This window comes from Mesorhizobium sp. Root552 (genome assembly GCF_001427285.1).
GTDB lineage: Bacteria > Pseudomonadota > Alphaproteobacteria > Rhizobiales > Rhizobiaceae > Mesorhizobium.
The window spans coordinates 198,052-221,355 of the sequence record NZ_LMFV01000056.1; the positions used below are offsets into that span (position 1 = coordinate 198,052).

At 59.7% G+C, this 23,304-nt stretch carries 21 protein-coding genes and 1 riboswitch; of the genes, 12 read left to right on the forward strand and 9 right to left on the reverse strand.

The genetic code is table 11. From position 1 onward, the window contains the following. Window positions 1-16 precede the first annotated feature (16 nt). The 5 genes from ASD50_RS18605 (at window position 17) to ASD50_RS18625 (ending at window position 3,363) form a co-directional block, all read left to right on the forward strand. Complete coding sequence (locus ASD50_RS18605) at window positions 17-382, forward strand: DUF423 domain-containing protein (protein ID WP_056244433.1); 366 nt, start codon at window positions 17-19, stop codon at window positions 380-382. Between the two features lie 68 nt (window positions 383-450). Beyond that, a complete protein-coding gene (locus ASD50_RS18610; protein WP_056244437.1) occupies window positions 451-921 on the forward strand; it encodes an RDD family protein in 471 nt (156 codons plus the stop codon). Window positions 922-956: 35 nt separating this feature from the next. Next, window positions 957-1,018: riboswitch (Fluoride riboswitch) on the forward strand. 81 nt (window positions 1,019-1,099) lie between these two features. After that, entirely contained in the window at window positions 1,100-1,552 is a 453-nt protein-coding gene (gene crcB, locus ASD50_RS18615) for a fluoride efflux transporter CrcB (RefSeq protein WP_056244441.1), read from the forward strand. A 55-nt stretch (window positions 1,553-1,607) separates the two neighbouring features. Beyond that, complete coding sequence (locus ASD50_RS18620; RefSeq protein ID WP_056244444.1) at window positions 1,608-2,360, forward strand: arginyltransferase; 753 nt, start codon at window positions 1,608-1,610, stop codon at window positions 2,358-2,360. Window positions 2,361-2,466: 106 nt separating this feature from the next. Continuing rightward, window positions 2,467-3,363, forward strand: coding sequence for a DMT family transporter (locus ASD50_RS18625; RefSeq protein ID WP_274533338.1), 897 nt, complete (start codon window positions 2,467-2,469; stop codon window positions 3,361-3,363). On the opposite strand, the gene ASD50_RS18630 is transcribed toward ASD50_RS18625, so the two are convergent. Then, window positions 3,351-4,535 carry an AI-2E family transporter gene (locus ASD50_RS18630; protein WP_056244814.1) on the reverse strand — a complete coding sequence of 395 codons (1,185 nt, stop codon included), beginning with the start codon at window positions 4,533-4,535 and terminating at the stop codon, window positions 3,351-3,353. The two genes, ASD50_RS18625 and ASD50_RS18630, sit on opposite strands and share 13 nt — an antisense overlap. Window positions 4,536-4,707: 172 nt before the next feature. Beyond that, window positions 4,708-6,966 carry a DNA topoisomerase IV subunit A gene (parC, locus tag ASD50_RS18635; RefSeq protein WP_056244452.1) on the reverse strand — a complete coding sequence of 753 codons (2,259 nt, stop codon included), beginning with the start codon at window positions 6,964-6,966 and terminating at the stop codon, window positions 4,708-4,710. A gap of 259 nt (window positions 6,967-7,225) precedes the next feature. Here parC and ASD50_RS18640 point away from each other — a divergent pair, with 259 nt between their 5' ends. Then, entirely contained in the window at window positions 7,226-8,419 is a 1,194-nt protein-coding gene (locus ASD50_RS18640) for a hypothetical protein (RefSeq protein WP_056244817.1), read from the forward strand. A gap of 78 nt (window positions 8,420-8,497) precedes the next feature. Here the strand turns inward: ASD50_RS18640 and ASD50_RS18645 are convergent, their stop codons facing one another. Continuing rightward, window positions 8,498-9,049: a GNAT family N-acetyltransferase gene (locus ASD50_RS18645; RefSeq protein WP_056244455.1), complete on the reverse strand. Its 552-nt coding sequence runs from the start codon at window positions 9,047-9,049 to the stop codon at window positions 8,498-8,500. 278 nt (window positions 9,050-9,327) lie between these two features. On the opposite strand from ASD50_RS18645, the gene rirA reads away from it, so the two are divergent. Further along, window positions 9,328-9,789 (forward strand): iron-responsive transcriptional regulator RirA, encoded by a 462-nt coding sequence (rirA, locus tag ASD50_RS18650; RefSeq protein ID WP_056244819.1) that lies wholly within the window; start codon window positions 9,328-9,330, stop codon window positions 9,787-9,789. A 65-nt stretch (window positions 9,790-9,854) separates the two neighbouring features. Here the strand turns inward: rirA and ASD50_RS18655 are convergent, their stop codons facing one another. The 5 genes from ASD50_RS18655 to hemP are packed head-to-tail and all read right to left on the reverse strand — an operon-like array spanning window position 9,855 to window position 13,996. After that, window positions 9,855-10,643 (reverse strand): heme ABC transporter ATP-binding protein, encoded by a 789-nt coding sequence (locus ASD50_RS18655; protein ID WP_056244458.1) that lies wholly within the window; start codon window positions 10,641-10,643, stop codon window positions 9,855-9,857. An 11-nt stretch (window positions 10,644-10,654) separates the two neighbouring features. Further along, window positions 10,655-11,758, reverse strand: coding sequence for a FecCD family ABC transporter permease (locus ASD50_RS18660; protein WP_056244463.1), 1,104 nt, complete (start codon window positions 11,756-11,758; stop codon window positions 10,655-10,657). A gap of 13 nt (window positions 11,759-11,771) precedes the next feature. Further along, window positions 11,772-12,665, reverse strand: coding sequence for a heme/hemin ABC transporter substrate-binding protein (locus ASD50_RS18665; RefSeq protein ID WP_056244466.1), 894 nt, complete (start codon window positions 12,663-12,665; stop codon window positions 11,772-11,774). Window positions 12,666-12,675: 10 nt separating this feature from the next. Continuing rightward, window positions 12,676-13,734: a hemin-degrading factor gene (locus ASD50_RS18670; protein ID WP_056244470.1), complete on the reverse strand. Its 1,059-nt coding sequence runs from the start codon at window positions 13,732-13,734 to the stop codon at window positions 12,676-12,678. A 52-nt stretch (window positions 13,735-13,786) separates the two neighbouring features. After that, window positions 13,787-13,996 (reverse strand): hemin uptake protein HemP, encoded by a 210-nt coding sequence (gene hemP / locus ASD50_RS18675; RefSeq protein WP_056244473.1) that lies wholly within the window; start codon window positions 13,994-13,996, stop codon window positions 13,787-13,789. A 199-nt stretch (window positions 13,997-14,195) separates the two neighbouring features. Between hemP and ASD50_RS18680 the strand changes: the two genes are divergently transcribed. From ASD50_RS18680 to ASD50_RS18700, 5 genes are read left to right on the forward strand one after another with little or no spacing between them, the layout of a single operon-like run. Next, window positions 14,196-16,235: a TonB-dependent receptor domain-containing protein gene (locus ASD50_RS18680; RefSeq protein WP_082549737.1), complete on the forward strand. Its 2,040-nt coding sequence runs from the start codon at window positions 14,196-14,198 to the stop codon at window positions 16,233-16,235. A 37-nt stretch (window positions 16,236-16,272) separates the two neighbouring features. Continuing rightward, window positions 16,273-16,677, forward strand: a complete 405-nt coding sequence (locus ASD50_RS18685) for a hypothetical protein (protein WP_413813907.1) — start codon at window positions 16,273-16,275, stop codon at window positions 16,675-16,677. Window positions 16,678-16,695: 18 nt separating this feature from the next. Next, window positions 16,696-18,018 carry a TonB family protein gene (locus ASD50_RS18690; RefSeq protein ID WP_056244480.1) on the forward strand — a complete coding sequence of 441 codons (1,323 nt, stop codon included), beginning with the start codon at window positions 16,696-16,698 and terminating at the stop codon, window positions 18,016-18,018. 51 nt (window positions 18,019-18,069) lie between these two features. Beyond that, window positions 18,070-18,384, forward strand: coding sequence for an antibiotic biosynthesis monooxygenase family protein (locus tag ASD50_RS18695; protein WP_056244485.1), 315 nt, complete (start codon window positions 18,070-18,072; stop codon window positions 18,382-18,384). Next, complete coding sequence (locus ASD50_RS18700) at window positions 18,381-18,755, forward strand: bleomycin resistance protein (protein ID WP_056244488.1); 375 nt, start codon at window positions 18,381-18,383, stop codon at window positions 18,753-18,755. Before ASD50_RS18695 ends, ASD50_RS18700 begins: the two co-directional genes overlap by 4 nt. 875 nt (window positions 18,756-19,630) lie before the next feature. On the opposite strand, the gene putA is transcribed toward ASD50_RS18700, so the two are convergent. Next, window positions 19,631-23,242, reverse strand: a complete 3,612-nt coding sequence (gene putA, locus ASD50_RS18705; protein ID WP_056244492.1) for a bifunctional proline dehydrogenase/L-glutamate gamma-semialdehyde dehydrogenase PutA — start codon at window positions 23,240-23,242, stop codon at window positions 19,631-19,633. Between the last annotated feature and the right edge of the window lie 62 nt (window positions 23,243-23,304).

Consider the following 23,304-nt stretch of genomic DNA (forward strand, 5'->3'; position numbering starts at 1 on the left):
TCGCGGAGATACCGAAATGAACCGCATACTTGTATTTGCAGCCGGGCTTTGTGGGGCAGCAGGGGTCGTGCTGTCAGCCATGGCATCGCATCGGGGCGGCGCATTCATCGGCACGGCCGCATCTTTCCTGCTCATGCATGCGCCGGTTTTCCTCGCGGTCGGCCTGTTTGAAACGAACCGCATTCTGCGCGCGGGAAGCTACGTGCTGCTGATCGGGTTGGTCTTTTTCAGTGGCGACCTGCTGGCGCGCGACTTCGTGGGCTCGCGGCTGTTTCCGTTCGCAGCGCCCGTTGGCGGCACGCTTCTCATTGCCGGGTGGCTTGCAATCGCCTTGTCAGCCCTGAAACGCCCAACGAAAGAAACACCAACCGACGAATCTTGAAATAGCGGCTGCCTTCCCCATCTGACGATGATCGGCTCAGTCGAACAAGCCGAGAAGAGAGGAAAGCCATGAACGCTCGCGTTCTCGACGGTGAGATCATTACAAATCAACTCGATGATGTGCGCGCCTATGATGGCGTGCGTACGCGGCGCATTCTGGCTTTTGCGATCGACTATCTCATCGTCGGACTGCTGACGATCCCGTTCGCCATACTGGTGCTTGTGCTTGGCCTGTTGACCTTCGGTATCGGCTGGGCACTGTTCGGCATTCTGGTGCCGGCAGTCGCTATCCTCTACATCTGGAATACGCTGGGCAGCGCCGATCAGGCGACCACCGGCATGAAGCTGATGAACATACGACTCGACCGGCTCGATGGCCGACGTATCGACGGGTTGACCGCCGTGGTTCATTCGGTGCTGTTTTGGGCAGGCAATGTCATCCTGACACCGCTGATCCTGCTGGTTACGCTGTTTTCCGACCGCAAGCGCACGCTGCACGACCTGCTGCTTGGAACAGTGGTTTCACGCACCGACCGCTGAGCGGGCTTGTGTAAAGCTTCACTGCCGCATAATTTGTTCTTGATGGGGATGGAGTTCCCCGAAACCGCCCGCAAAGGCTGATGACTCCTGCCGCAACGAAACCGCGGTAGGGGTGCGTTTTCAGGATCCCGCCGCAAGCGGGTTTTTTTATGCCCGCGCACATGGAGGGTATGATCAAATGTCTTTTTCCACCTGCCTTGCCGTCATGATCGGCGGTGCAATCGGCAGTCTCGCTCGTCACCTGATCTCGATTCTGGCTTTGCCAATTTCGGGAACGCTGCCGTGGGGAACCATTCTTATCAATGTAGGCGGGTCTTTTCTCATAGGCCTGTTTGGCACGCTGACCCTGGCCGATGGGCGCTACCCAGCTTCGGAAAACGTGCGCCTGTTTGTGATGATCGGTCTTTGCGGTGGCTTCACCACTTTTTCCTCGTTCAGCCTGCAGACGTTGGATCTCCTGCGCAGCGGCGCGATGGTGCGTGCATCGGCAAATGTTGTTGCGTCTGTGGTCCTTTGCGTCTGCGCCGTAGCCGTTGGGCACCTCATTGCAACGCATTTCAATCGCGATGTCCGCATTGCACAGATTGCCATCGAAGAAGAAGGTAGGCCTGTACCACCGCAAAACTCTTGAATTTTTTGTAGACCACGCCAAGGTAGAGTGAGTCGTGGAGTTACTTTTTGGCTAAATGACGCACCACCCGACCCAGTCGCCACAGTTCTTTCTGACAGCGCCATCGCCCTGCCCGTATCTCGATGGTCAGTTTGAGCGCAAGGTTTTCACCCACCTCGTCGGCGACAAGGCTCCGGAGATGAACGACCTGCTGACGCAAGGCGGCTTTCGACGCTCGCAAAACATTGCCTATCGTCCCGCATGCGAAACCTGTCGTGCCTGTGTCTCAGTACGCATTGTTACCCAGGAATTCGTACCGAGCCGCAACATGCGCCGCGTTATGCAAGAAAATGACGACCTCGTCGGCGTCATGCAGGCTGCGGAACCATCGACCGAGCAATATTCTTTGTTTCGCGCCTATCTGGATGCCCGCCACCGCCGTGGCGGCATGTCGGACATGACCGTGCTGGACTACGCCATGATGGTGGAAGATACCCACGTCGATACGAAGATCATCGAGTATCGCCGTCGCGGGCCGGATACGTTCATCACCGGCAAGGGTCAGGGCGAACTGATCGCGGTGGCATTGACAGACAAGATGGCTGATGGACTGTCGATGGTCTATTCCTACTTCAATCCCGAGTTGGACAGCCGTTCCCTCGGCACGTTCATGATCCTTGATCACATCACCCGCGCCAAGGCGATGGGGTTGCCCCATGTCTATCTCGGCTACTGGGTCAATGGCTCGCGCAAGATGAACTATAAGATGCGCTTCCAGCCACAGGAACACCTAGGCCCAAAAGGCTGGGAGCGTTACTCGGGTTCATGACGACGAGCATCAGGCTTGAGCAGAGCGGCCAGCCGATAGTCCTGCGGGACTGAGTTTCTTCCTTTAAATCTGGATGTCCCTTCATCCGCCAGACGGGGTCTTTGCCTTGCCAGAAACAAACCACCACACCAAGGGCCTTATTTTGACCGCCATAGGCGGCATGGCCTTGACGATAGATATTCCGCTGATCCGCCTCGCCGATGGTGAAGCATGGTCAATTCTGCTCATTCGCAGCGGCACGACCTTCCTGGCCGCCCTCGTGATATGGGCATTTTGGCGCTGGCTGACACCAAAGGCGCCGCAACTCATACCCGGACGGGACGGGCTGGTAGTCGCAACGCTTTACGGCATTGGATCCATCACCTTCATTACCGCGGTGTTTCACACTTCAACCGCAGATCTCGTCTTCATTCTCGCTTTCAACACGATGTTTGCGGCACTGTTGTCCTGGCTTTTCCTGCGCGAACGGCCTCGCCCCGTAACACTTGTTGCGATGGCCTTGATGGTATTCGGCGTGATGATCATCGTCAGCAGTTCGCTTGGAACCGGCAACCTGTTCGGCAACCTGATGGCACTGGCCTCGGCGTTCTGCATCGCTTGCGCCATCACGATTTCGCGCGCCAGCGGCAAGGACCTGGGCTTCACCGCACTGGTCGGCGTGATTTTTCCTTTCGCAGTGGCAGCCTACATGGTGTCCGGCATCGGCTTTCACATCACCGAACCCTGGTGGATCATCTTCAACGGCGCCGTTGTCATGCCGATCTCGTTCTTTTGCCTCGCCAACGGGCCAAAATACATTTCAGGTCCGGAAGTGGCGATGTTCTACCTGCTCGAGACCGTGCTTGCGCCTGTGTGGGTCTGGATGATCTTTATGGAAGTGCCGACACGCAACAGCCTGATCGGCGGAACGATCCTGATCGTCACGCTTGTTGCGCATTCAACGTGGCAGTTGATCGAGGGGCGCAAGCGGCGAACTGCTTCCGTGGTTCGTCACCCGGCTTGAGTCGTTCGCGACGAGCGGAATTCCGACGTCTGTTCTTCCTCGATTGTCAGCGTCGTTTCGCGCTGTTCGACAAGCACGGACGACACCGGCACAACGTCAGTTGCTTCCGTCTCGTGCAGCCATTCGCGCCAGATCGCCACCAGCAGCGCCATCAAAACCGGCCCAACGAAGAGACCGACAAAACCCATCGTCTTGACCCCGCCAACCAAACCAAAAAATGTCGGCAGGAACGGGAGCTTGATGGGTCCACCGACCAGTTTCGGCCGCAATGTCTTATCGACGATGAAAAGCTCCACGGTTCCCCATATGAACAATGCGACACCGGCAACGGGAGAGCCACTGGCAACCAGATACATCGACACAAGCGTGAACGAGAGCGGCGCACCACCCGGGATCAAGGCCATCAACCCAGTCAGGGCGCCAAGCGTAACCGGCGAAGGAACGCCAGCCAACCAATAGGCAATGCCGAGCACCACGCCCTCGCCTATTGCGATCAGCGTCATGCCCGTTACCGTCGAGCTGATCGTTGCCGGCACCACACGAGATATCCGTTCCCAACGGGTCGGTAGGATGCGCTCGCCGATCCGATCGATCTGGGCGGCAAAGGCCTCGCCATCCCGATAGGTGAAAAAGAGTGCAATCAGCATGAAAAGCAGCGCTAGCAGCAGGCTGAAGGCACTACCGCCAGCGGCGACCACACCGCGATAGATGCTGCCAATATTGGCGCCGCTGACCAACTGGATCAATTCGCCGATACCGCCGGGATGGTTGAGGGTGAGCGTCCACTGCTCATCGAGCCACACGCCGACTACCGGTAGCGCCATGATCCAGTGCGGCGTCGGCGCGCCGACCCTGTTGGCCTCGACAGCCCACACCACCCATTCATGGATTTCGTTGAAGGCATATGTGCTGGCGAAGGCGATGGGCACGATCAGGAACGTCAGGATCAGCAGGATCGCACAGGTGGCGGCTATCGTACGGTTCCCACCGACTGTCGTCAGCAGCCGCCTATAGAGCGGCCAACTGGCAAATGCGATGATGAGCGCCGCCAACACGGGCACCAGAAAGCCGTGGAAGAAATAGACACCCGCCGCAACGATCAGGATAAGAAGCCAGCGCGCCGCCGACAGAGGCTGAACCACCGCGGCCCGAACGGGTGCGGCACGGCCCATCAGACGCAATTCGCGCCTGTTCTTGTGACTTTCCTGTTCGTTCAAACGCTGTATCTCCAACCCCGCGCTGTCGACCGTCTGATGCACTATGCGCCGGCATTGTGCAGCAATCGTTACAGCAAGCCAACCTGACGAAAGTTTGCCCGATTGCGCAATTGGACTTCAGATGGCCTCAACCAAATTTGCCAGTGCGCGGGAACCCCTTTGGAACCATACGACCGGCAGACGCACGCGCGCCAATCCATTCCGTCAATTCGGCCGGTGACTTGGTGAAGGTTCGATCGGCTGAATCCTGCCAGGAGAGTCCCGTCTCAATGGCGAATGTCTTCAGGTCGAGCACGCCGCCATCCTTGTATTTCTGCAAGCGAACGCCCTTGCCGCGCGCCATTTCCGGGATCTCTGCAAGCGGGAAAACAAGCATCTTGCGGTTCTCGCCAACGATAGCGAGGTGATCGCCGACCAGCGGGATACAGCACTTGGCTTCGTCCGGGCTCTTCACGTTCATGACCTGCTTGCCTTTGCGGGTGTTGGCGACGACCTCGTCTTCCATAACCACAAAGCCATTGCCCTGATGCGAAGCCAGCAGGAGCTTGCGCTTTGATTCATGCACGAAGGCGGTGACGATGTCCTGATCGTTCTCCATATCGACGATGATGCGGATCGGCTCACCGTGCCCGCGCCCGCCTGGCAAGCGATCAGCGCCGATAGTGTAGAATTTTCCGCCCGTGGTGAAGACCAGTATCTTGTCCGTGGTTTGTGCATGGAAAGCCAGTTTGAGGCTGTCGCCTTCCTTGAATCCCAATTGGGAATGATCGGTCAGATGACCTTTCATTGCCCGCAACCAGCCCTTTTCGGAGACGACCACCGTGACCGGTTCCTTCTCGATCATCGCCTGTGCGATATCGGTAAGATCGTGGTCGGGCGCCTCGGCGAACTTCGTGCGGCGCGGCCCGAGTTCCTTGTTCTCTTCCGGACCGAAATCGCGGCGTATCTTCTGGATTTCCCAGGAAATCGTCTTCCACTGCTTGGCTTCAGATTCGAGCAGGGCCTCGATCTGCTTTTTCTCCGCGGACAGACCATCGAATTCCTTGCGGATCTCGAACTCCTCCAGCTTGCGAAGCGCCCTCAGCCGCATGTTGAGGATGGCTTCTGCCTGCGTGTCGGTCAGCGACCAGCGCGCCATCATCACCGGCTTGGGCTCATCCTCCTCGCGGATGATCCTGATCACCTCGTCGATGTTGAGATAAGCAACGAGATAGCCGGCGAGGATTTCCAGTCGCCGTTCGATTTCACCGAGGCGGTGGCGCGAGCGGCGGATGAGCACGTCGCGGCGATGGTCCAGCCATTCCTTGAGCACGTCTTTCAACGACAGGACGTTTGGCACCCTGCCGCGCGAAAGAACATTCATGTTGAGCGAGAAACGGCTTTCAAGCTCAGTGAGCTTGAACAGCGATTCCATCAGGATGCCCGGATCGACCGTGCGGCTCTTCGGAACAAGAACGATACGGATGTCTTCGGCGCTTTCGTCGCGGACATCATCGAGCAAGGGCAGCTTTCGCGCCATCAACAGCTCGGCGATCTTCTCGATCAGGCGCGACTTCTGGACACCATAGGGAATTTCGGTGACGGCGATCGCCCAGGTTCCCCTGCCCTGGTCCTCTTGTTGCCATTTCGCCCTGACGCGAAAGCTGCCGCGGCCTGTCTTGTAGGCTTCAAGGATGGCGGCGCGGCTGTCGATGACGATGCCACCGGTCGGGAAATCCGGTCCCTGGACAAAGTCCATCAGCTTTTCGTCGGTTGCGTCCGGATTGTCGATCAGGTGCAGTGCAGCGTCGCATAGTTCCGCAGCATTGTGCGGCGGGATCGACGTCGCCATGCCGACGGCGATGCCGGATGAACCGTTGGCGAGCAGGTTCGGAAAGGCGCCGGGCAGAACAACGGGCTCCTCGTCCTCCTCATTGTAGGTCGGACGGTAGTCAACCGCGTCTTCGGTGATGCCTGCGAGCAATTCGCTGGCCACGTCGGTCATGCGCGCTTCGGTGTAGCGCATGGCAGCGGCGTTATCGCCATCGATATTGCCGAAGTTGCCCTGCCCGTCGACCAGCGGGTAGCGCATGGAAAAATCCTGCGCCAGCCTGACCAGCGCGTCGTAGATCGACTGGTCGCCATGCGGATGGAACTTGCCCATGACCTCGCCGACGATGCGGGCGCATTTGGCAAAACCCTGATCCGGATTAAGGCGCAGGAGCCGCATGGCGTGCATGATGCGCCGATGGACCGGCTTCAGCCCGTCGCGCACGTCCGGCAAGGCGCGATGCATGATGGTCGACAGCGCATAGGCGAGATAGCGCTCTTCCAGCGCCTTCTTCAGATCAACCGGTTCGATATTGTCACCGCCGCCACTATCGGGCGGCAAAAGGCTCTTTCCCATGAGTTTGGACTAGCCGAGGCACTGATTCGCGGCAAGGGCAAGACGCAATCGGTGAAATCCACGCTCCGGTTTCCACAGACAGGCTCGGAGGGAAGTCAGGACCTGTTAAACAACAGGCAAGGTGTCGCGTGGCGGCAATTGCCTTTTCTCTTGAATTTCGACCAATGTGACGCGACTGCCTTGCTCCGGTCCAGTTCTTTCCGGACTGAAATGAGAGATGAAGAAATCCCACCAGCCTCAGGCATTTTTGGAGCCCGCGATGATCATCCACCGCACGATTTTTCAGAAACTGGCTTTCTCTACCTTCCTGTTCAGCATGACGCTGAGCCCCGCTCTAGCCCAGGATACGGCGGCGGTTGCCGAACGGCTTAAGGCTTTGTTTTCAAATCAAGGCATGGAGATGAGCTGGACCGGGATTTCGGGCGATGCGTCCAGCATGGTTCTTGAAGGCGTGACAGTGAAGCCGGCTGCCGAAAAGGAAGGGCTGGCCATTGGCAATATCACACTGGAAGGAATCAGCGAGGCCGATGGCGGCTATCTGGTCGAAACGGTTTCGACGGAAGCGTTCTCCAAAAGCGAGGATGGCGCTACCGTAGATGTAAGCCCATTCATCATTCACGACATGACGATTGCCGCCGAGGGCAGCACGGACCCGCTTGCTTCGATGATGATCTACAAGTCGGCCGAACTTGCCAGCCTTTCCGTCAAAGTGGCCGACAAGACCGCGTTTTCAATGGAAAACTTTTCGGTGAAAGTAACACCGCCTGCCGATGGCGAGGCGATGGCGTTCACCGGGTCGGCTGAAAAGTTTACCGGAGATCTCTCAGTGGTCGAGGACCCGAAATCCCGCGAAGTTATTGACGCTCTCGGCTACCAGACAATCTCAGGCAGCTTGGGACTTGCAGGCTCATGGCAGCCAACCGACGGCAAGATGAAGCTTTCGCAATATGACATCACAGTCGATGACGCCGGGACGTTCGGCATGACCTTCGACCTCAGCGGCTATACCGTCGATTTCATCAAGTCCCTGCAGGATATGCAGAAACAGATGGCTGCGCAGCCCGAGGGCGCTGACAAGTCCGCGCAAGGTATGGCGATGCTCGGCCTGATGCAGCAGTTGACCTTCAATGGAGCGTCGATCCGCTTCGAGGACGATTCGCTGACCAATCGGCTTCTGGAATATTTCGGCAAGCAGCAAGGCATGTCAGCCAAGGATGTCGCTAACCAGGCAAAGGTGATCGTGCCTTTCGGCCTTGCTCAACTCAACAACCCCGAATTGACTGCACAGGCTGCCACCGCTGTGAGCGAATATCTCGACGATCCCAAAAGCATTGCGATCTCGGCGCAGCCAGCCTCCCCGGTTCCTTTTGCGATGATCATGGCGGATGCGATGTCCAATCCGCTCAATCTCACCAAGACACTTGGCGTGGCCGTCAAGGCAAACGAGAACTAACTTCGAGCGCTTGAAATGTGCAGAGGCCGCGCGAGCAATTGCGCGGCCTCTTCTTTTTTGAGGCAAATGGCAAGCCGTTCAACCAAATCGAAGCGGCCGCTTGGGTACCGCACCCGAAGCGATCAGACCGAGCGGCATCAGCGGGTCAAGATGGATCGTACCGACTGTCTCGCCGTCCTCGAACACAAGTGTAGCGTTGTAGCGCCGGGCCAAGGCCCGCATTGCCGCGTTCTGGGGGTGGGTGGTAACCCGCAACTGGGTATAGCCTAGCCCCCTCGCCTGCATGATCAAACGCTCAAACAAGCGCGCTCCAATGCCTCGGCCCTGCAAGTGCCGCTCTACGCTAAAGGCGATTTCTGCGGTCGGCTCAGTCTCTTCTGCACGCTCATGTAGTTCAGCCGCGCCCAAAACCTCGTTCTGCTCGACGTAGCCGATGACAGTCGTGCCGGAGGCAAAGGAACGGTTGGCGTAGTTTTCGACAAACGTATTGTCGGTTACGCCGTTGAATCGGTCGCGCCGGCTTTCTGGATCGAGCCTCAGAAGATGAGCCCGAAAACGCGGGAGATCAGAGGGTCTAAGTTGACGGATCGTCCCCATCAAGGGAACGGCTCTTTGAAGATCCTGTTCCATGTCGCACTCCTCGTGGGTTCCTCCCCGAGTCGCTTTTCGACGAAACAAATATTGTGCATTGCAACATAAATATCAAGTGAGACGGGCTCGATATATGCCTCGCCAGAAATGAATGACTGACATGACGTTGCGGAACGCGCAAAGCTGGGATTCCGGGCTTGATGGCCAGAACTTCCGGGATAAGGTGACAAATTAATTCATCTATCCCGTTTTGGCTTGTCTAGAACTATTCCAAGGTATACCCCATATACCGGCAAGCAGTTTTGCGAGGAATGACCATGCGGCTCACGCGCCAGACCAACTACGCTATGCGCATCCTGATGTATTGCGGAACCAACAAGGACAAGTTGAGCCGTATCCCGGAAATCGCCGCAGCCTATTCGGTGTCGGAATTGTTCCTGTTCAAGATCCTTCAGCCCCTGGTCGAAAATGGGCTGGTGGAAACGGTGCGCGGCCGCAATGGCGGCGTGCGCCTTGGCCGCTCTGCTGAAAAGATCACTTTGTTTGATGTGGTTCGTGTCACCGAAGACAGTTTTTCGATGGCCGAATGCTTCGACAATGACGCCGCAGAGTGCCCGCTTATCGACAGTTGCGGCCTCAATTCGGCGCTGCGCGAGGCTCTTGGCGCGTTCTTCGCCGTGCTCGAGCGTCACACCATCGCGGACCTGATCGCGGCGCGCCCGAATATGCGTATGGCACTCGGCATCGATCACCTCGACCAGCGCGCGCCGGCGGCATAATTCTGCCGGTTGCTTCGCGTTCGAACCATGTCACGTGAAGCGCTTAGGCCCGCCTGGTCAGTTTGCTAGAGAGCGGACTGTGGCAACACGAAGGGAGCATTGCCGGCTGGCAAAGCTCCTACCCGCAACCGGCAACCAAATACCTGCTCGATCAACGTATCCTTGAGAACCTCACGCGGCGTTCCGGCCGCAGCTAGGTTGCCCCGGTGCATCACGTAGATGCGATCAGCAAACATCGCAGTCAGGTTGAGGTCATGAAGGATGGCCACGACACCACCGCCGCGCTGGGCGAAATCGCGAGCGATGTTCATGATGATCAACTGGTGTTTTATGTCGAGGCTGGATACCGGCTCGTCCAGAAACAGATACCGCGGTTGGCCGTCTATAACCGGCGCCCAAACCTGACAAAGCACGCGCGCAAGCTGCACGCGCTGCTGTTCGCCACCTGACAGTTCCTGATAGAAGCGGCCGGCAAAACCCTCCAGATCGACCTTCGCCAGAGCCCGTTCCGGCAGGCGCTCCGCCTCGCCGGGTGAGACACCGGAACGTCCGCCAACCAGGCCGAGCTTGACGATCTCGCGAACTGTGAACGGAAAGGACAAGCTTGTTGCCTGAGGCAAGACCGCTCTCAGACTAGCCGCTTCGGCCGGCGCCAAAGTGGACAGATCGCTGCCATTAACGGCAATACGGCCACTATAAGCATATTCTCCCGACAACGCCTTCAGGAAGGTCGTCTTGCCCGACCCGTTCGGACCGACCATCGTGGCGATTTCACCCGGCCGCGCCTCGAAGTCGATATCCGAGACAATGCACTTCCTGCCGATCGACACAGACACGCCACGAGCTTCAATCATTTCCTGCTCGCTCACAAATCAATGATGCCGCGCTTGCGCAGCAAGATCCAGAGGAAGAACGGCGCACCTGCCAATGCCGTCACAATGCCGATTGGCAGTTCGGCAGGCGCGACAATGGTGCGCGCCACGGAATCGGCCAACAGCAACAAAGCGGCCCCCAGCAGCGCGGATGCAGGCAAGAGATAGCGATTATCCGGTCCGATCAGCAGACGCAAAAGATGGGGCACGACGATACCGACGAAACCGATGCCGCCACTGACTGCAACCGCAGAGCCAACCGCTGCCGAGACGCTCAGAATGGCAATGTACTTCAACCGCTGAACAGATATGCCCAAATGGCTGGCCGTCGCTTCGCCAAGCGCCAACGCATTCAGGCCCCGTGCCAAAAATGGCACTGCAATCATTGCCGCGGTGATTACCGGCCCGACAGCACCTATCTTTTGCCACGTAGCGCCGGCCAGCGAACCGAGTTGCCAGAACGTCAGGTCGCGCAACTGGCGGTCGTCCGCCATGAAGATGAGAACGCCGGTCAAGGCCATCGCAAGAGCCGCAAGTGCGATGCCAGCAAGAAGCATCGTTGCTACCGAAGTTCGGCCCTGTCTTGTCGCAACCTGATAAAGCACCAGGGTCGTTACAAGCCCGCCGAAGAATGCCGCCAGGGGCAACGTAAATGTACCGAACACCGCCGTAAGGGGGGCAAGCATCGTGCCACCGAGCACGATAACTGCGACAGCGCCAAGGCTGGCACCCGCGGAAACGCCTATCAGGCCGGGATCGGCCAAGGGGTTGCGGAACAACCCCTGCATGACGGCGCCTGATACGGCCAGGGCCGCACCGACAAGCGCGCCAAGGACAACACGCGGCAAACGGATATCGTAGACAATGATGTTGTCACGAATGCTTAGTACATCAGTGCCTTCCGCTGCGCCAAACAACCAGTTGCGCACAACGCTGACCGCAGATGCATCAGAAGCGCCGGATGCGAGGCTGAGCAGCATGGTCAACACAAGCCCCAAGCCAAGCAGAACGATAACAAGGCGTGCGCGTGACGAACGGTCACCCGCAACCACGTACCTCAACGTGCCCGGCATACCGGTGGCAGTCTGATCGGCCATCTCTGGAGCCCGTTCAATCGGTGATCTTGTTGCCGTAGAGCGATACGGCGAGATCATGGATGGCATCCGCGGTGCGAGGACCAAAGCCAAGCAGATAGCCGCCCTCCATCCGCAGGATTGCGTGCGCCTCGCCTGCTGGGGTCGGTGCTATGGCGGGGTGCTTGAACAAGTCGTCATTTGCAACCGAGTGATCTCCACCCCTGTCCATCATCAAGATGATATCGGGACGTGACGTGACAACCGCTTCATCGGCCAATTGCTTGTAGCCGGAGAAGCCTTCGATCGCGTTCACGCCACCGGCCAGCCGGATGATACCGTCCGCAGCCGTCTCGGAACCCGACGCAAGTATCTTTCCACCCTGCATCGACAGGATAAACAGGATGCGTTTGCGCTCCTTGATCGAGGCGGTCTGCGCTTCGGCCCTCTTGAGCTTGGCGTCAACTTCGGAGGAGAGCGCCGCAGCTTTCTCCGACGCTCCCAGAGCGGCGCCCACGACGCGAATTTTCTCGAGGATGCCCTCGTGATCGAACGTTTCCGGCACTTCGATGTAGGGTACACTGGCCTTCTTCAGGACATCGATCGCTTCTTTTGGACCGCTTCCCTCCAGGGCCAGGATGCCGCTGGGGTTTACCGACAAGACACCTTCCGGCGAAAGCTGGCGCATGTAACCGACATCGGGAAGCTTCAATGCAGCTTCCGGAAACAGGCTGGTCGAATCGCGGGCGACAAGACGCCCTTCTTCACCCAACGCATAGACGATCTCGGTAATGGAGCCTCCAATCGAAGCGATCTTCGAAGGATCCTTGAACGCGCCTACGGATTCATCGGAGAAAGAAGGTGCGCTGAGGGCCAGCAATATCGCAAGGCCTGCAGTCGTCCTTGCGGCAAACCGCGAAAAAACTGACATACCGATACCCTCAAGCAGCCTTGGACGTGGAAACTTTCGGCAGATTTTCCGCCAGGAAACGCCAATCCATGCGCTCGGTTTCGCCTTCGTGGCGCTCCCCGAAGAACTGAAGGATGATACGACCTTGTGCGTCGTACGCCTCTACCGAGGTGACAAAGCCATCCTTGGTCGGCTTGCGTACGCCCCATACCTCATCGATGTGATCCAGGCGCAAATGCAGGTGAAACGTCTCGTCGAGGACGTTCAACCACGGCCCCATCGGCTTTATCGACTTGATCGGGCCAGAGTGAATCTGGATGCAGCCTCTATTGCCGACAAAGCACATGATCGGCGTAGCTTCGGCAGCGGCATGATGCATAAGGGCCGCCACGGCCTCATTGTCGATCTTCCATGCATAGTCCTGCCCCACCATACGCACTGCCTGGCGGCGGTTCAGCTTCAGTGCCTTTAGCATGCCGAAGAACTGGTGGACGTCGGTCAGCTTGCTCCAGCGATCGCGCAAATCCTCCGTGCCGGCTGCGTCAGGCGACTCCTCAATATCTGTCGCAGCCTGCGGAACCACATCGATGGATGGGCCCTGATCCGCCGAATGAAGGTCCGCAACCAGCTTCTGGAATGCATAGAGGTTCGACGCTGGACGCAGGTGAACCTTGTGGATCGCATCTCCTGCGCCGTCGAAGAACTGCAAGCTGTGGCGAACTTCGCCCTCGCTTCGCTTCTCCACGGCAAACCCGTGTACCCAGCTCTTGGGGAAAATCCGTAGATCGATGTCACGATTGAGAACGATGGCGTTGTGTTCGCCTACCGATATCTTGTCGTAGACGCCAATCTTTTCATGGACCGCACTTTCATTGCGCGTCAGCGCCATGACCTCGCCGACTGCGGTCAAGCCATTGAGGACGGCGCTGACGCGCGGTTCGATCCGCACCACGCCCTCACCGCAATGAGCAGCTACGAACTCGGCTTCAGAAATACCGAGCTGACTGGAGAGGTCGCGCTCACGCATTTTGGGGTTGTCGGATCGAGCCCTACGAATTTCGCTCGGGCTTGGTTTTACGCGCTGGTCCATTATTCACCTGTGCTCGCGACGCATTGCATCGTCTGGGTTTGCGACGCCTGTACTACTTGTTGAGGATGAGTTTGCCCTGCCGGGTGATCTTCAACCGGTAGAGCGCACCGTGATGCTCGATGCCGATTTCGTGTTCACCCTGGAACAGGCTGTTGCTTGAAAGCGTCCTGACGGAGAACGGAGCACGTTCGACCCGGACCGTCGTCGCCTGTTCGGGGCGGCGGAAGCGATGGCGGAAATCGTTGGGAGTATGAGCATTCATCGGTCTCGGTCCCTTTCGTTAGGTGGCCACGGGTATTTCAGAAATGACCAATTCATTTCTTGACTCGAATAATCATGTTTATTAGTCAGTGCAATACCGGACCAAATGAGTCAACATTTAACGTGCGGTAAGTGATTAAAAATGCCAGCAAGCGCACGCGAGCCAGCAACAGATGGTTTCAAACACCAGGAGTTGGGACATGGGGCTGGTGGCTCGGAATACGGCTGCTCTGATGTGCGGAGCGGCAATAGCGGTTCTTGTGGGGGTACAGGTCTCCCATGCGCAGCAAACAAACGAAGCTGAAAAGAAGGGGCGTGTTACCCTACTTCAGCGTTTGATCCTGGGCGCGGGCGCCGAGAAGATCGCCATCGACACGCCGCAATCGGTCAGCGTCGTCGATCAGGAAGACATAGACCAGAATATTCCGACAACTGTAAGCGATGTCATCAAGACAATTCCTGGCATAAATCTCTCCGGCAGCCAGCGTGTGCTTGGCCAAACCTTCAACATGCGCGGCGTCGGCGGCCCGGAATCGGGCGGTGAAGAGGGCCGCATCATCGTCAACATCGACGGCGTGAACAAATTCTACGAACAGTATCGCATGGGCGGGCTGTTCACCGACATGGAACTCTACAAGCGCGTCGAAGTCCTCCGCGGCCCGGCTTCCTCCACGCTCTACGGAGCGGGCGCGCTGGGAGGTGTGGTGAATTTCACCACCAAAGACGCGTCCGATTTCATCGCCGAAGGACAGACCAGGGCTGTGAGGCTCAAAGGCACCTATGACTCGAACCCTGACGGCCTGATGGGGTCCGCCATTCTTGCCCACCGCTTCAGTGACAATTTTGAAGTACTGGCGATGGGCAACTACCGCCATGCCGACAATTTCACCAGCGGCAACGGCACCGAAATTCTAGGTTCCGAAACGGGTTATCCAACCGGGCTGATCAAGGGAACGCTTCGTTTTGGCGACAACAACGAGCAAGTGGTTCGGCTCTCGCACCAGCATTTCGTATCCGATCAGAATCGTCAGTTCTATAGCCAGGTGGACACGGAAGCGGGATTTGGGCTTGTTGATCGAAAGGTGACGGATTCCAGTATTATCCTGTCCTATGAAAACCCCGCCTCCGACAATCCCTGGCTCGATCTCAAAGCTCAGTTCTCATACAGCGACACTATAAGCGATCAATACAATGCGGGGATTGGTTCACTGAACCGGTCGTTCAGCTACTCGACCTATCAATACAACATCCAGAACACATTTGAGCATGTCGGCGAGAATTTCACGAACTACCTGACTATCGGCTCGCAGACCGCAGATCAGACCCGCCTGACCGAACGCACATTTTCGGGAACCCACCCAAGGGGCCGTGACATCCAGACTGGTCTGTTTGCGCAGAACGAATTCGTCTGGGATGAGCGTCTCACCCTCATCGCCGGTGCGCGCGTCGACTGGCAGTGGCTCACATCCATTGGCCTTACGCCCGAGCGCACGCAGAATGATACGGCGTTCTCGCCGAAGCTGGCGGCACATTACAAGTTCAACGACAACTTCGCGGTGTTCGGTTCCTACGCCCATACCGAGCGCACGCCATCGATCGATGAAGTGTTCGACAGCGGAGCGCTTACCTCACGACTGAACAAGGAAAAATCCGACAACTACGAACTCGGCTTTTCCGTATCGGCCTACGATCTTGCCACAGCCGGAGACGCGCTCAGCTTCAAGACGACGGGCTTCTACAACGATGTCAGCGACATGATTGTCGACAACGGCACGGGCGTCAGCCCGCGTTACACGAACACCGGCCTCTCCGAGATCTATGGCACCGAACTCGAAGTGGCATATGACTCGGACTTCGTGTTTGCCAACGCCGGCTACTCGATGGTCCGTGGCACCAGCAAGATTACCGGACGGCCGCTGAACACGGTTGCTCCAGATGAACTTTCCCTGACTGTCGGCAGCCGCGTGCCGGACCGTGACGTATCCTTCGGTTGGACCGGAAGGTTCGTTGCCGCCCAGAACCGGGTCACCGGAACGCCCAATACGCGCGTTGCCACGCCGGGCTTTGCAACGCACGACATCTTCGTAACCTGGAAGCCGCAGGAAGGGATGTTCAAAAATCTCGAAGCAGATTTCCGCATCGAGAACATCTTCAACAAGCAATACAGGGAATTCCTGGAAGGCACGCCCGCACAGGGGCGCACTTTCAAGATCTCGCTCGCACGCAAGTTCGACTACTGAGGCAATGGAAATGAGACGCTATCAAATAGCTTTGTCCATGATGGCGTCCTTGCTTCTACCGTGCACAGTTCTTGCCCAAGAAGCTGCGCCCGGACCTGCCCTGTCGCTTGAACTCAACGGCGCGCAGCCTTCCGACAAGGGCTGCCGCCTCACCTTCGTGGTCAACAACAGCCTCGGGTCCGATCTTTCCAAGGCGGCCTACGAGATCGCGCTGTTCAACGAGACGGGCGTCGTCGACCGCCTGACCGTTCTTGATTTCAAGGAGCTTCCGGCTGGAAAGACAAAGGTGGTCCGTTTCGATCTTGCCGGCACGGACTGCGCCAAGGTTTCCCGGGCGCTGGTCAACAACTCCACCGAATGCGCGGGCTCCGGCATTGAACCGGCGACGTGCATGCAGCGGTTGAAGACCAGCACGAAGACGGGCATAGCCTTCGGCATATGATCTTGGGGTGTTGTGGCGTTGGGTCTGGAACCGGCATTTTCGCGTAGCACGACGGCGGTCTGGCCACTGGCCGGGCTTTCCGTCTTGCAACCCGAGCCAGACGATCCCGATTTCGCCATTCCGCGCGGCTCGCTCCAGATCGGCATGCGCGACAAATCCGAACAGGCGACGCTTTCAGGAACCAGCGCGGAGCTGGCGCCAGCTGCATTGGAGCCGCTTGATCCTGTCCGCGCCAAGCCGACTGCGCGCAGCCGCAAGTGGAAAGCTTCACTGATCGCATCGTGCGTGTTCCACGCAGCGGTTGCCTTTGCCTTCATCACCACCGGCTCCGACGAAATCCTCATCGAGGGCGGCGAGGAAGCCGGTCTGGTGCTGCTGGGCAACGCACCCGAAGACCAGAGCGCCGCCGGCGATACAGCGACGGAGGCCGACGTCACCAAGGTGACGATCATTCCCTTGCTCGATGCCAAGCCGGTCGAGACTGTCGAGGCCAAGCCGGTGGAGACCGCCGAGGCAGTGGAGCCGGTCGAAGAGGTCACGCCCGAGGTAGCTGTCCAGGAGACTGTCCAGCCGGTGGCTGAGGATGTCCCCGAAGCGGCAGCCGTTCCCGACAAGGTCGAACCGGTTCCCGACGAGCCGACGCAGGTTGCCGTGGCAAGCCCGATGCCCGAGGTGCTGACGTCGACAACCGTGACGCCCGAGAACACCGAAAATGTCGTTGCGCCGGTGGTTGAGGCCATAGAGCCTGAGACCCCCGAGGTCGTGGAGGCAGTGCCGGAGCCGAAGCCCGAGCGCGTGACCGCCGAGCCCGAGCCGGAACCCAAGCCGGTTGAAAAGCCAAAGCCTGCCGAGGCCAAGAAACCGGAGCCGGTGAAGAAGGCCGCGAAAAAGCCGCAAGAGAAAAAAGCTCCCGCCAAACCGCCAGCGAAGGAAAAGGCTGCGGCCGGCTCCGGCGGCAAGAACCAGGCCGACACCAAACGCGGCGTCGTGGACGGCGATGCGCAGGGTAAGACAGCGAGCGCTGCCAAAAAAGGTGCAAGTTCGAGCGCAGGTAACGCGGCGGTTTCCAATTACCCCGGCAAGGTCGCGGCCAAGCTGCGCCGCGCCGTTCGCTCCATCTCGCGTGCGGCGCGCTCCAAGGCGCGAAGCGACGTCCACGTGACATTCGTCGTCAACGCCGGCGGCGGTGTCGGCGGCGTCAGCGTCGTTCGCAGTTCCGGCTCACCGGAACTCGACCAGGCAGCAATTGCCATGGTGCGCCGCGCGGCACCCTTCCCGCCAATCCCGCCCGAGGCTGGACGATCCAGCTGGGCGTTTACCCTGCCACTCGGCGTTCGCTGAGGAGCCAAGTTTCCAACAGCCATCCGGCATTAATCAGAGAGGATAGCCACAATGTATGTTGCCATGAACCGCTTCAAGGTCATCAAGGGCATGGAAGAGGAGTTCGAAAACGTCTGGAAGAACCGAAACTCGACGCTGAACGAGATGAACGGTTTCGAACAGTTCCACCTGCTCCGCGGCGCTTTCAACGAAGCCGAGAACTACACGCTGTTCGCATCCCACACCGTGTGGCAGAGCGAAGCCGATTTCGTCGCCTGGACCAAATCGCAGAACTTCCGCGATTCGCACAAGAATGCCGGCACCAGCAAGCTGACTGTCTTCGGTCACCCGCAGTTCGAAGGCTTTGCTTCCGTAGAGGGCGCATGACCACAAAGGCACCTGCCGACCCGGCGCGAACAATTCCGATACTGCCTTCGCTCGATATCGGGGTCACGCAGGCGTTCTATCGGGACCAGCTCGGCTTCGATGTCGAACTTTACGAAGCCGAGCAATACCTGATCGTTCGCCGCAATGAGATGGAAATCCATTTCTGGAAGACCGACGACCGCAAGCTGCCTGAAGTTTCGGCTTGCTACATTCGCGGCGGCGAGGTGCCATTCCTACATGCCGAGTTCTCGGCGCGTGGCGTCGAGAAGCTCAGCGCATTTGCCGTGCGTCCCTGGAACATGAAGGAATTCTACGTCTGGGATCCGCACGGCAATCTGCTGAAGTTCGGATGCGCTCCCGAGGAAATCTGAGCGCTGCCGCGCTGTAACGGCATGAATCCCAAGGCCTCCGCAACGGCCTTCGGCCTGCTCCGCCCTGGGATGACGTAGAGATGGATATGTTTCATCATCGCCACGCCCGGCTAATGCCGTCTGGCCATTGTCAAAGAACTGACCTCATCTGAGAGGTCGGGAGGACGGGCGGCCGTTCGGTCGCTCGTTTAGGTAAGTAGTGCGGCCTTGCGGCCGCCCGTCCGGTGGCGGGGCTCATCACCCAGCCGCACACCGTCATGCGACCAATCCGGCACCGACACCCTTCCCTGATACCCGGTGCGCACCAGGTCTCCCGCAAGGGCGATGGCAGCGAGTATGCGGGAGGTGCCGAAGGTGGGGATAAGTGGGGCGCAAGATTTTGTGGGGAGGCGCGATTTGTCCACTACGCGATCAGAAGCCTCACAAGAACAACACCCCCCTCTGGCCTGCCGGCCATCTCCCCCTCAAGGGGGGAGATCACTCGATTGCCATGCTTTCATCCGGCCCTGAGGTCACAGAGGCGGCTGTAAGCTTGAAGCTGCCGATCTCCCCCCTTGAGGGGGAGATGGCCGGCAGGCCAGAGGGGGGTGCCTGACGAGGCACTCGATCGGCAACCGGTCCCCCCTTGAGGGGGAGATGGCCGGCAGGCCAGAGGGGGGTGCCTGACGAGGCACTCGATCGGCAACCGGATCGAGCCTTTTCCTCCAAAGGGAGAGTAAGCGCGCTGGTGCCCAGAGTAGTGCCGCGATGTCACGGAATGGATCCCGGATAGTCCTTCCTCGCTCCGCTCGAAAGAAAATTCCGGGATGACGACGCATAGGGATGCGCGCCCTGCCAGATGGCAGGGCTGGCAACAAGGGTGAGACGCTACGCTCTCAAGCCGCCGCGAGCAGGCTGGCGTTGCCGCCGGCGGCGGTGGTGTCAACGCAAACGGCGCGCTCATGCGCATAGGCAGCCGGGTAAAGGACCTCGCTGACCAACGGCACGATCGGCCCCTCGCGATGGGCGACAGCGGCACGGAGGGCCTTCATGTCGTCAGATGTGCCGGAGAACGCAACCACATCGATGTTCAACGCGGCAATATCTGCGGGGTCCAGCTGGCCATCGAGAGCAGCCAGCGGCATGCCCTTGCCGGTGAGCGGCGAAAGCGCTGACGGTGCGCCGGGAGCAACCGCAAGTACAGCGTTCCCCGCAGCGAGCGCCTGGATGACCTGCGCAAGCAAGGTCTCGGCATCCGGGCCAAGCGCCAAAACGCGCCCGCGCGGCACCAGCGATAGCGAATTGGCCTCGCCGGTCGGTCCCGGCAGATCGACCTGCCCGAAATCGAGCGACGCAGCGGCAGCGATTGCCGCAGCGCCCTTGCCGCGCAAATGTTTGCGCAGGATGCCGACGCGATCCGCCCGCGTTGACCATTCGCCAAGTGCCGGATCGGGCAGGTTGTCCTTCAACTCGGTGGCAGGGACAGCACGACCTTCGGCCTGGGCCGAACCGGCTTCCGGCCCCTTGCGGAAACGACGCAGATAGTGGGGCCCGCCGGCCTTCGGACCGGTGCCGGACAGCCCTTCCCCACCGAACGGCTGCGAACCGACGACTGCGCCGATCTGGTTGCGGTTGACGTAGATGTTGCCGGCATGGATGCCATCGACAAAGTGCTGGGCGCGGCCTTCGATGCGGGTGTGCAGGCCGAAAGTCAGGCCATAACCCTTGCGGTTGATGGCCGCGATAACGCTGTCGATCTTCTCCGCGTCGAAGGTGGCGACGTGCAGGACCGGACCGAAGACCTCGCGCTGCATATCCTCGATGCCCCTGACCGACAGGACATGCGGAGCGACGAAGCGGCCATCATGGGGCACATCGAGCTTGGCGATGAGCTTGCCCTTGTCTTCCATGTCCTTGCAGTAGGCGGCGATGGAGCCTTTCGCCTCGTCATCGATGACGGGGCCGACATCGGTTGAAAGCTGCCACGGATCGCCGACTGTCAGCGCCTTCATTGCACCGGTCAGCATCTCCATGACCTTCTTTTCCACGTCCTTCTGGACATAGAGCACGCGCAGCGCCGAGCAGCGCTGGCCGGCGCTCTGGAACGACGACGCGAGAATGTCGCGCACCGCCTGTTCCGGCAGCGCAGTGGAATCGACGATCATGGCGTTGAGGCCGCCGGTCTCGGCGATGAGCATGGCATCGGGCGCGGCAGTGGCCGCCAGTTGCTTTTCGATCAGCTTGGCGACTTCGGTGGAGCCGGTGAAGCAGACGCCGGCAATGCGCGGGTCTGCCGTGAGCGGCGCGCCGACGCTGGGGCCATCTCCCGGCAGAAGCTGGATCACATCTTCCGGCACGCCGGCTTCGCGCAGCAACTCGACGGCACGGAAAGCGATCAGCGGGGTCTGCTCGGCCGGCTTGGCGAGAACGGCATTGCCGGTGGCCAACGCAGCAGCGACCTGGCCGGTGAAGATGGCGAGCGGAAAGTTCCACGGCGAAATGCAGACGACGGCTCCGCGCGCCTGCGTGCCAAGCTCGGCATTGGCAGCTTCGGCGGCGTAGTAGCGCAGGAAATCGACCGCTTCACGCACTTCGGCAACGCCGTCGGCCAGCGTCTTGCCCGCCTCGCGCGTCGCCAGCGCGAAGAACTCGACAGAATTCTTTTCGTAGAGATCGGCCGCACGGCGCAAGATGGCCGCGCGCTCGGCAACGGAGCGCGACGCCCAGGCGGGCTGCGCCTCGACGGCGATCTTGACGGCTGCCGTTACCTGTTTCTGGCTCGATTCCGTCACCGTACCGACGGTGTCAGCGGGATTGGCGGGGTTGGTGACAGGCCGCGCCTTGCCCGGTGCGGGGGCACGGGTGAGCGGCTTGGCCTGCCAGCGGTTCGGACCCATGAAGGGCGCCCTGCCCTTTTCGATCTCGGCCAGCGTGACGACATCGGTGATGTCCCAGCCCTTCGAATTGGGGCGGTCCTTGCCGAAAATATCGAGCGGGCGGGCAATGTTGGGATTGGCGGCTGACCCCTGATGTTCGACCGCTTCGAGAGGGTCGCGGGCGATCTCCTCAGGCGGCACGTCCTCGTCGGTCAACTGATGGACGAAGGAGGAATTGGCGCCGTTTTCCAGCAAGCGGCGGACCAGATAGGCAAGCAGGTCGGAATGCGCGCCGACCGGGGCATAGATGCGGCAGCGCGTGCCCTCGGCCTTGCGCACGGCCTCGTGCAACTGCTCGCCCATGCCGTGCAGGCGCTGGAATTCGAAGCTGTCGCGATCCGCAGCCATCGACAGGATGGCTGCGACGGTATGCGCATTGTGGGTGGCGAACTGCGGGTAGATGCGGTCGGTCATCGACAAAAGCTTGCGGGCGCAGGCGATGTAGGACACATCCGTGTTCACCTTGCGGGTGAAGACCGGGTAGCCGGACAGGCCCATGGTCTGGGCGCGCTTGATTTCGGTATCCCAATACGCGCCCTTGACCAGACGCACCATGATGTTGCGGTTGTACTTCTTCGCCAGCGCATACAGCCAGTCGATGGCGAAGGCACAGCGCGGGCCGTAGGCCTGGACGACAACGCCGAAGCCATTCCAGTCGGCCAGCCGGTCGTCGGCAAGGACGCGCTCGATGACATCGAGGGAGAGATCGAGGCGGTCGGCTTCCTCGGCATCGATGTTGAGGCCCATGCGGGCGTTGCGGGCGGCGAGCGCAAGCGACAGCAGCCGATCCGCCATGACCGGCAGCATGGCTTCCTTCTGGGCGATTTCATAACGCGGGTGCAGCGCCGAGAGTTTTACCGAAATGCCGTGGTTCTTGCGGATGTCGGGGCCGTTGGTGCCCGAATTGAGCGAGGAAATGGCGTCGGCATAGGCGCGGTGATAGCGCAGCGCGTCGGCCTCGGTGCGGGCCGCCTCGCCCAGCATGTCGAAGGAATAGAGGTAGCCCTTGGTGGTCATGGGGCGGCCGCGCTTGATGGCTTCGGCGATGCTGCGGCCAAGCACGAACTGCTCGCCCATTTCGCGCATGGCGGCGGCGACGGCCTTGCGGATGACCGGCTCGCCAAGGCGGCGCACCATGGAGCGCAGCATGCCTTCGATGCCGCCTTCGTCTTCGTCGAGAACGCGGCCGGTGAGCATGAGCGCCCAGGTGGAGGCGTTGACGAAAATGGAGGACGAGCCGCCCGAATGCGCCGACCAGTCGTGCGGGGCGATCTTGTCGGCGATGAGGTCATCCATGGTCTCGGCATCGGGCACGCGCAGCAGCGCCTCGGCCAGACACATCAGCGCCACGCCCTCCTTGGTGGAGAGGCCGTATGCGGAGAGGAACACCTCCATCAACCGGGGATCGGACGAGCCGCGCACGGCGCGCACCAGATCGGCGGCGCGCTGCGAGACGGCCTTGCGCTCGGCAGCCGAGAGGTTCGCGGTTTCGACAAGCCGCTTCACGGCGGCGTCTTCGTCTGGAAGATAGTTGGCGCGGATCTGCTGGCGGATGGCGTCGAGGGTGGCCATGATGGTCCTGTCGGAACGAGTGCGATGCGAAGCGGACCGGCGCGGGCCGGACCGATGACAAA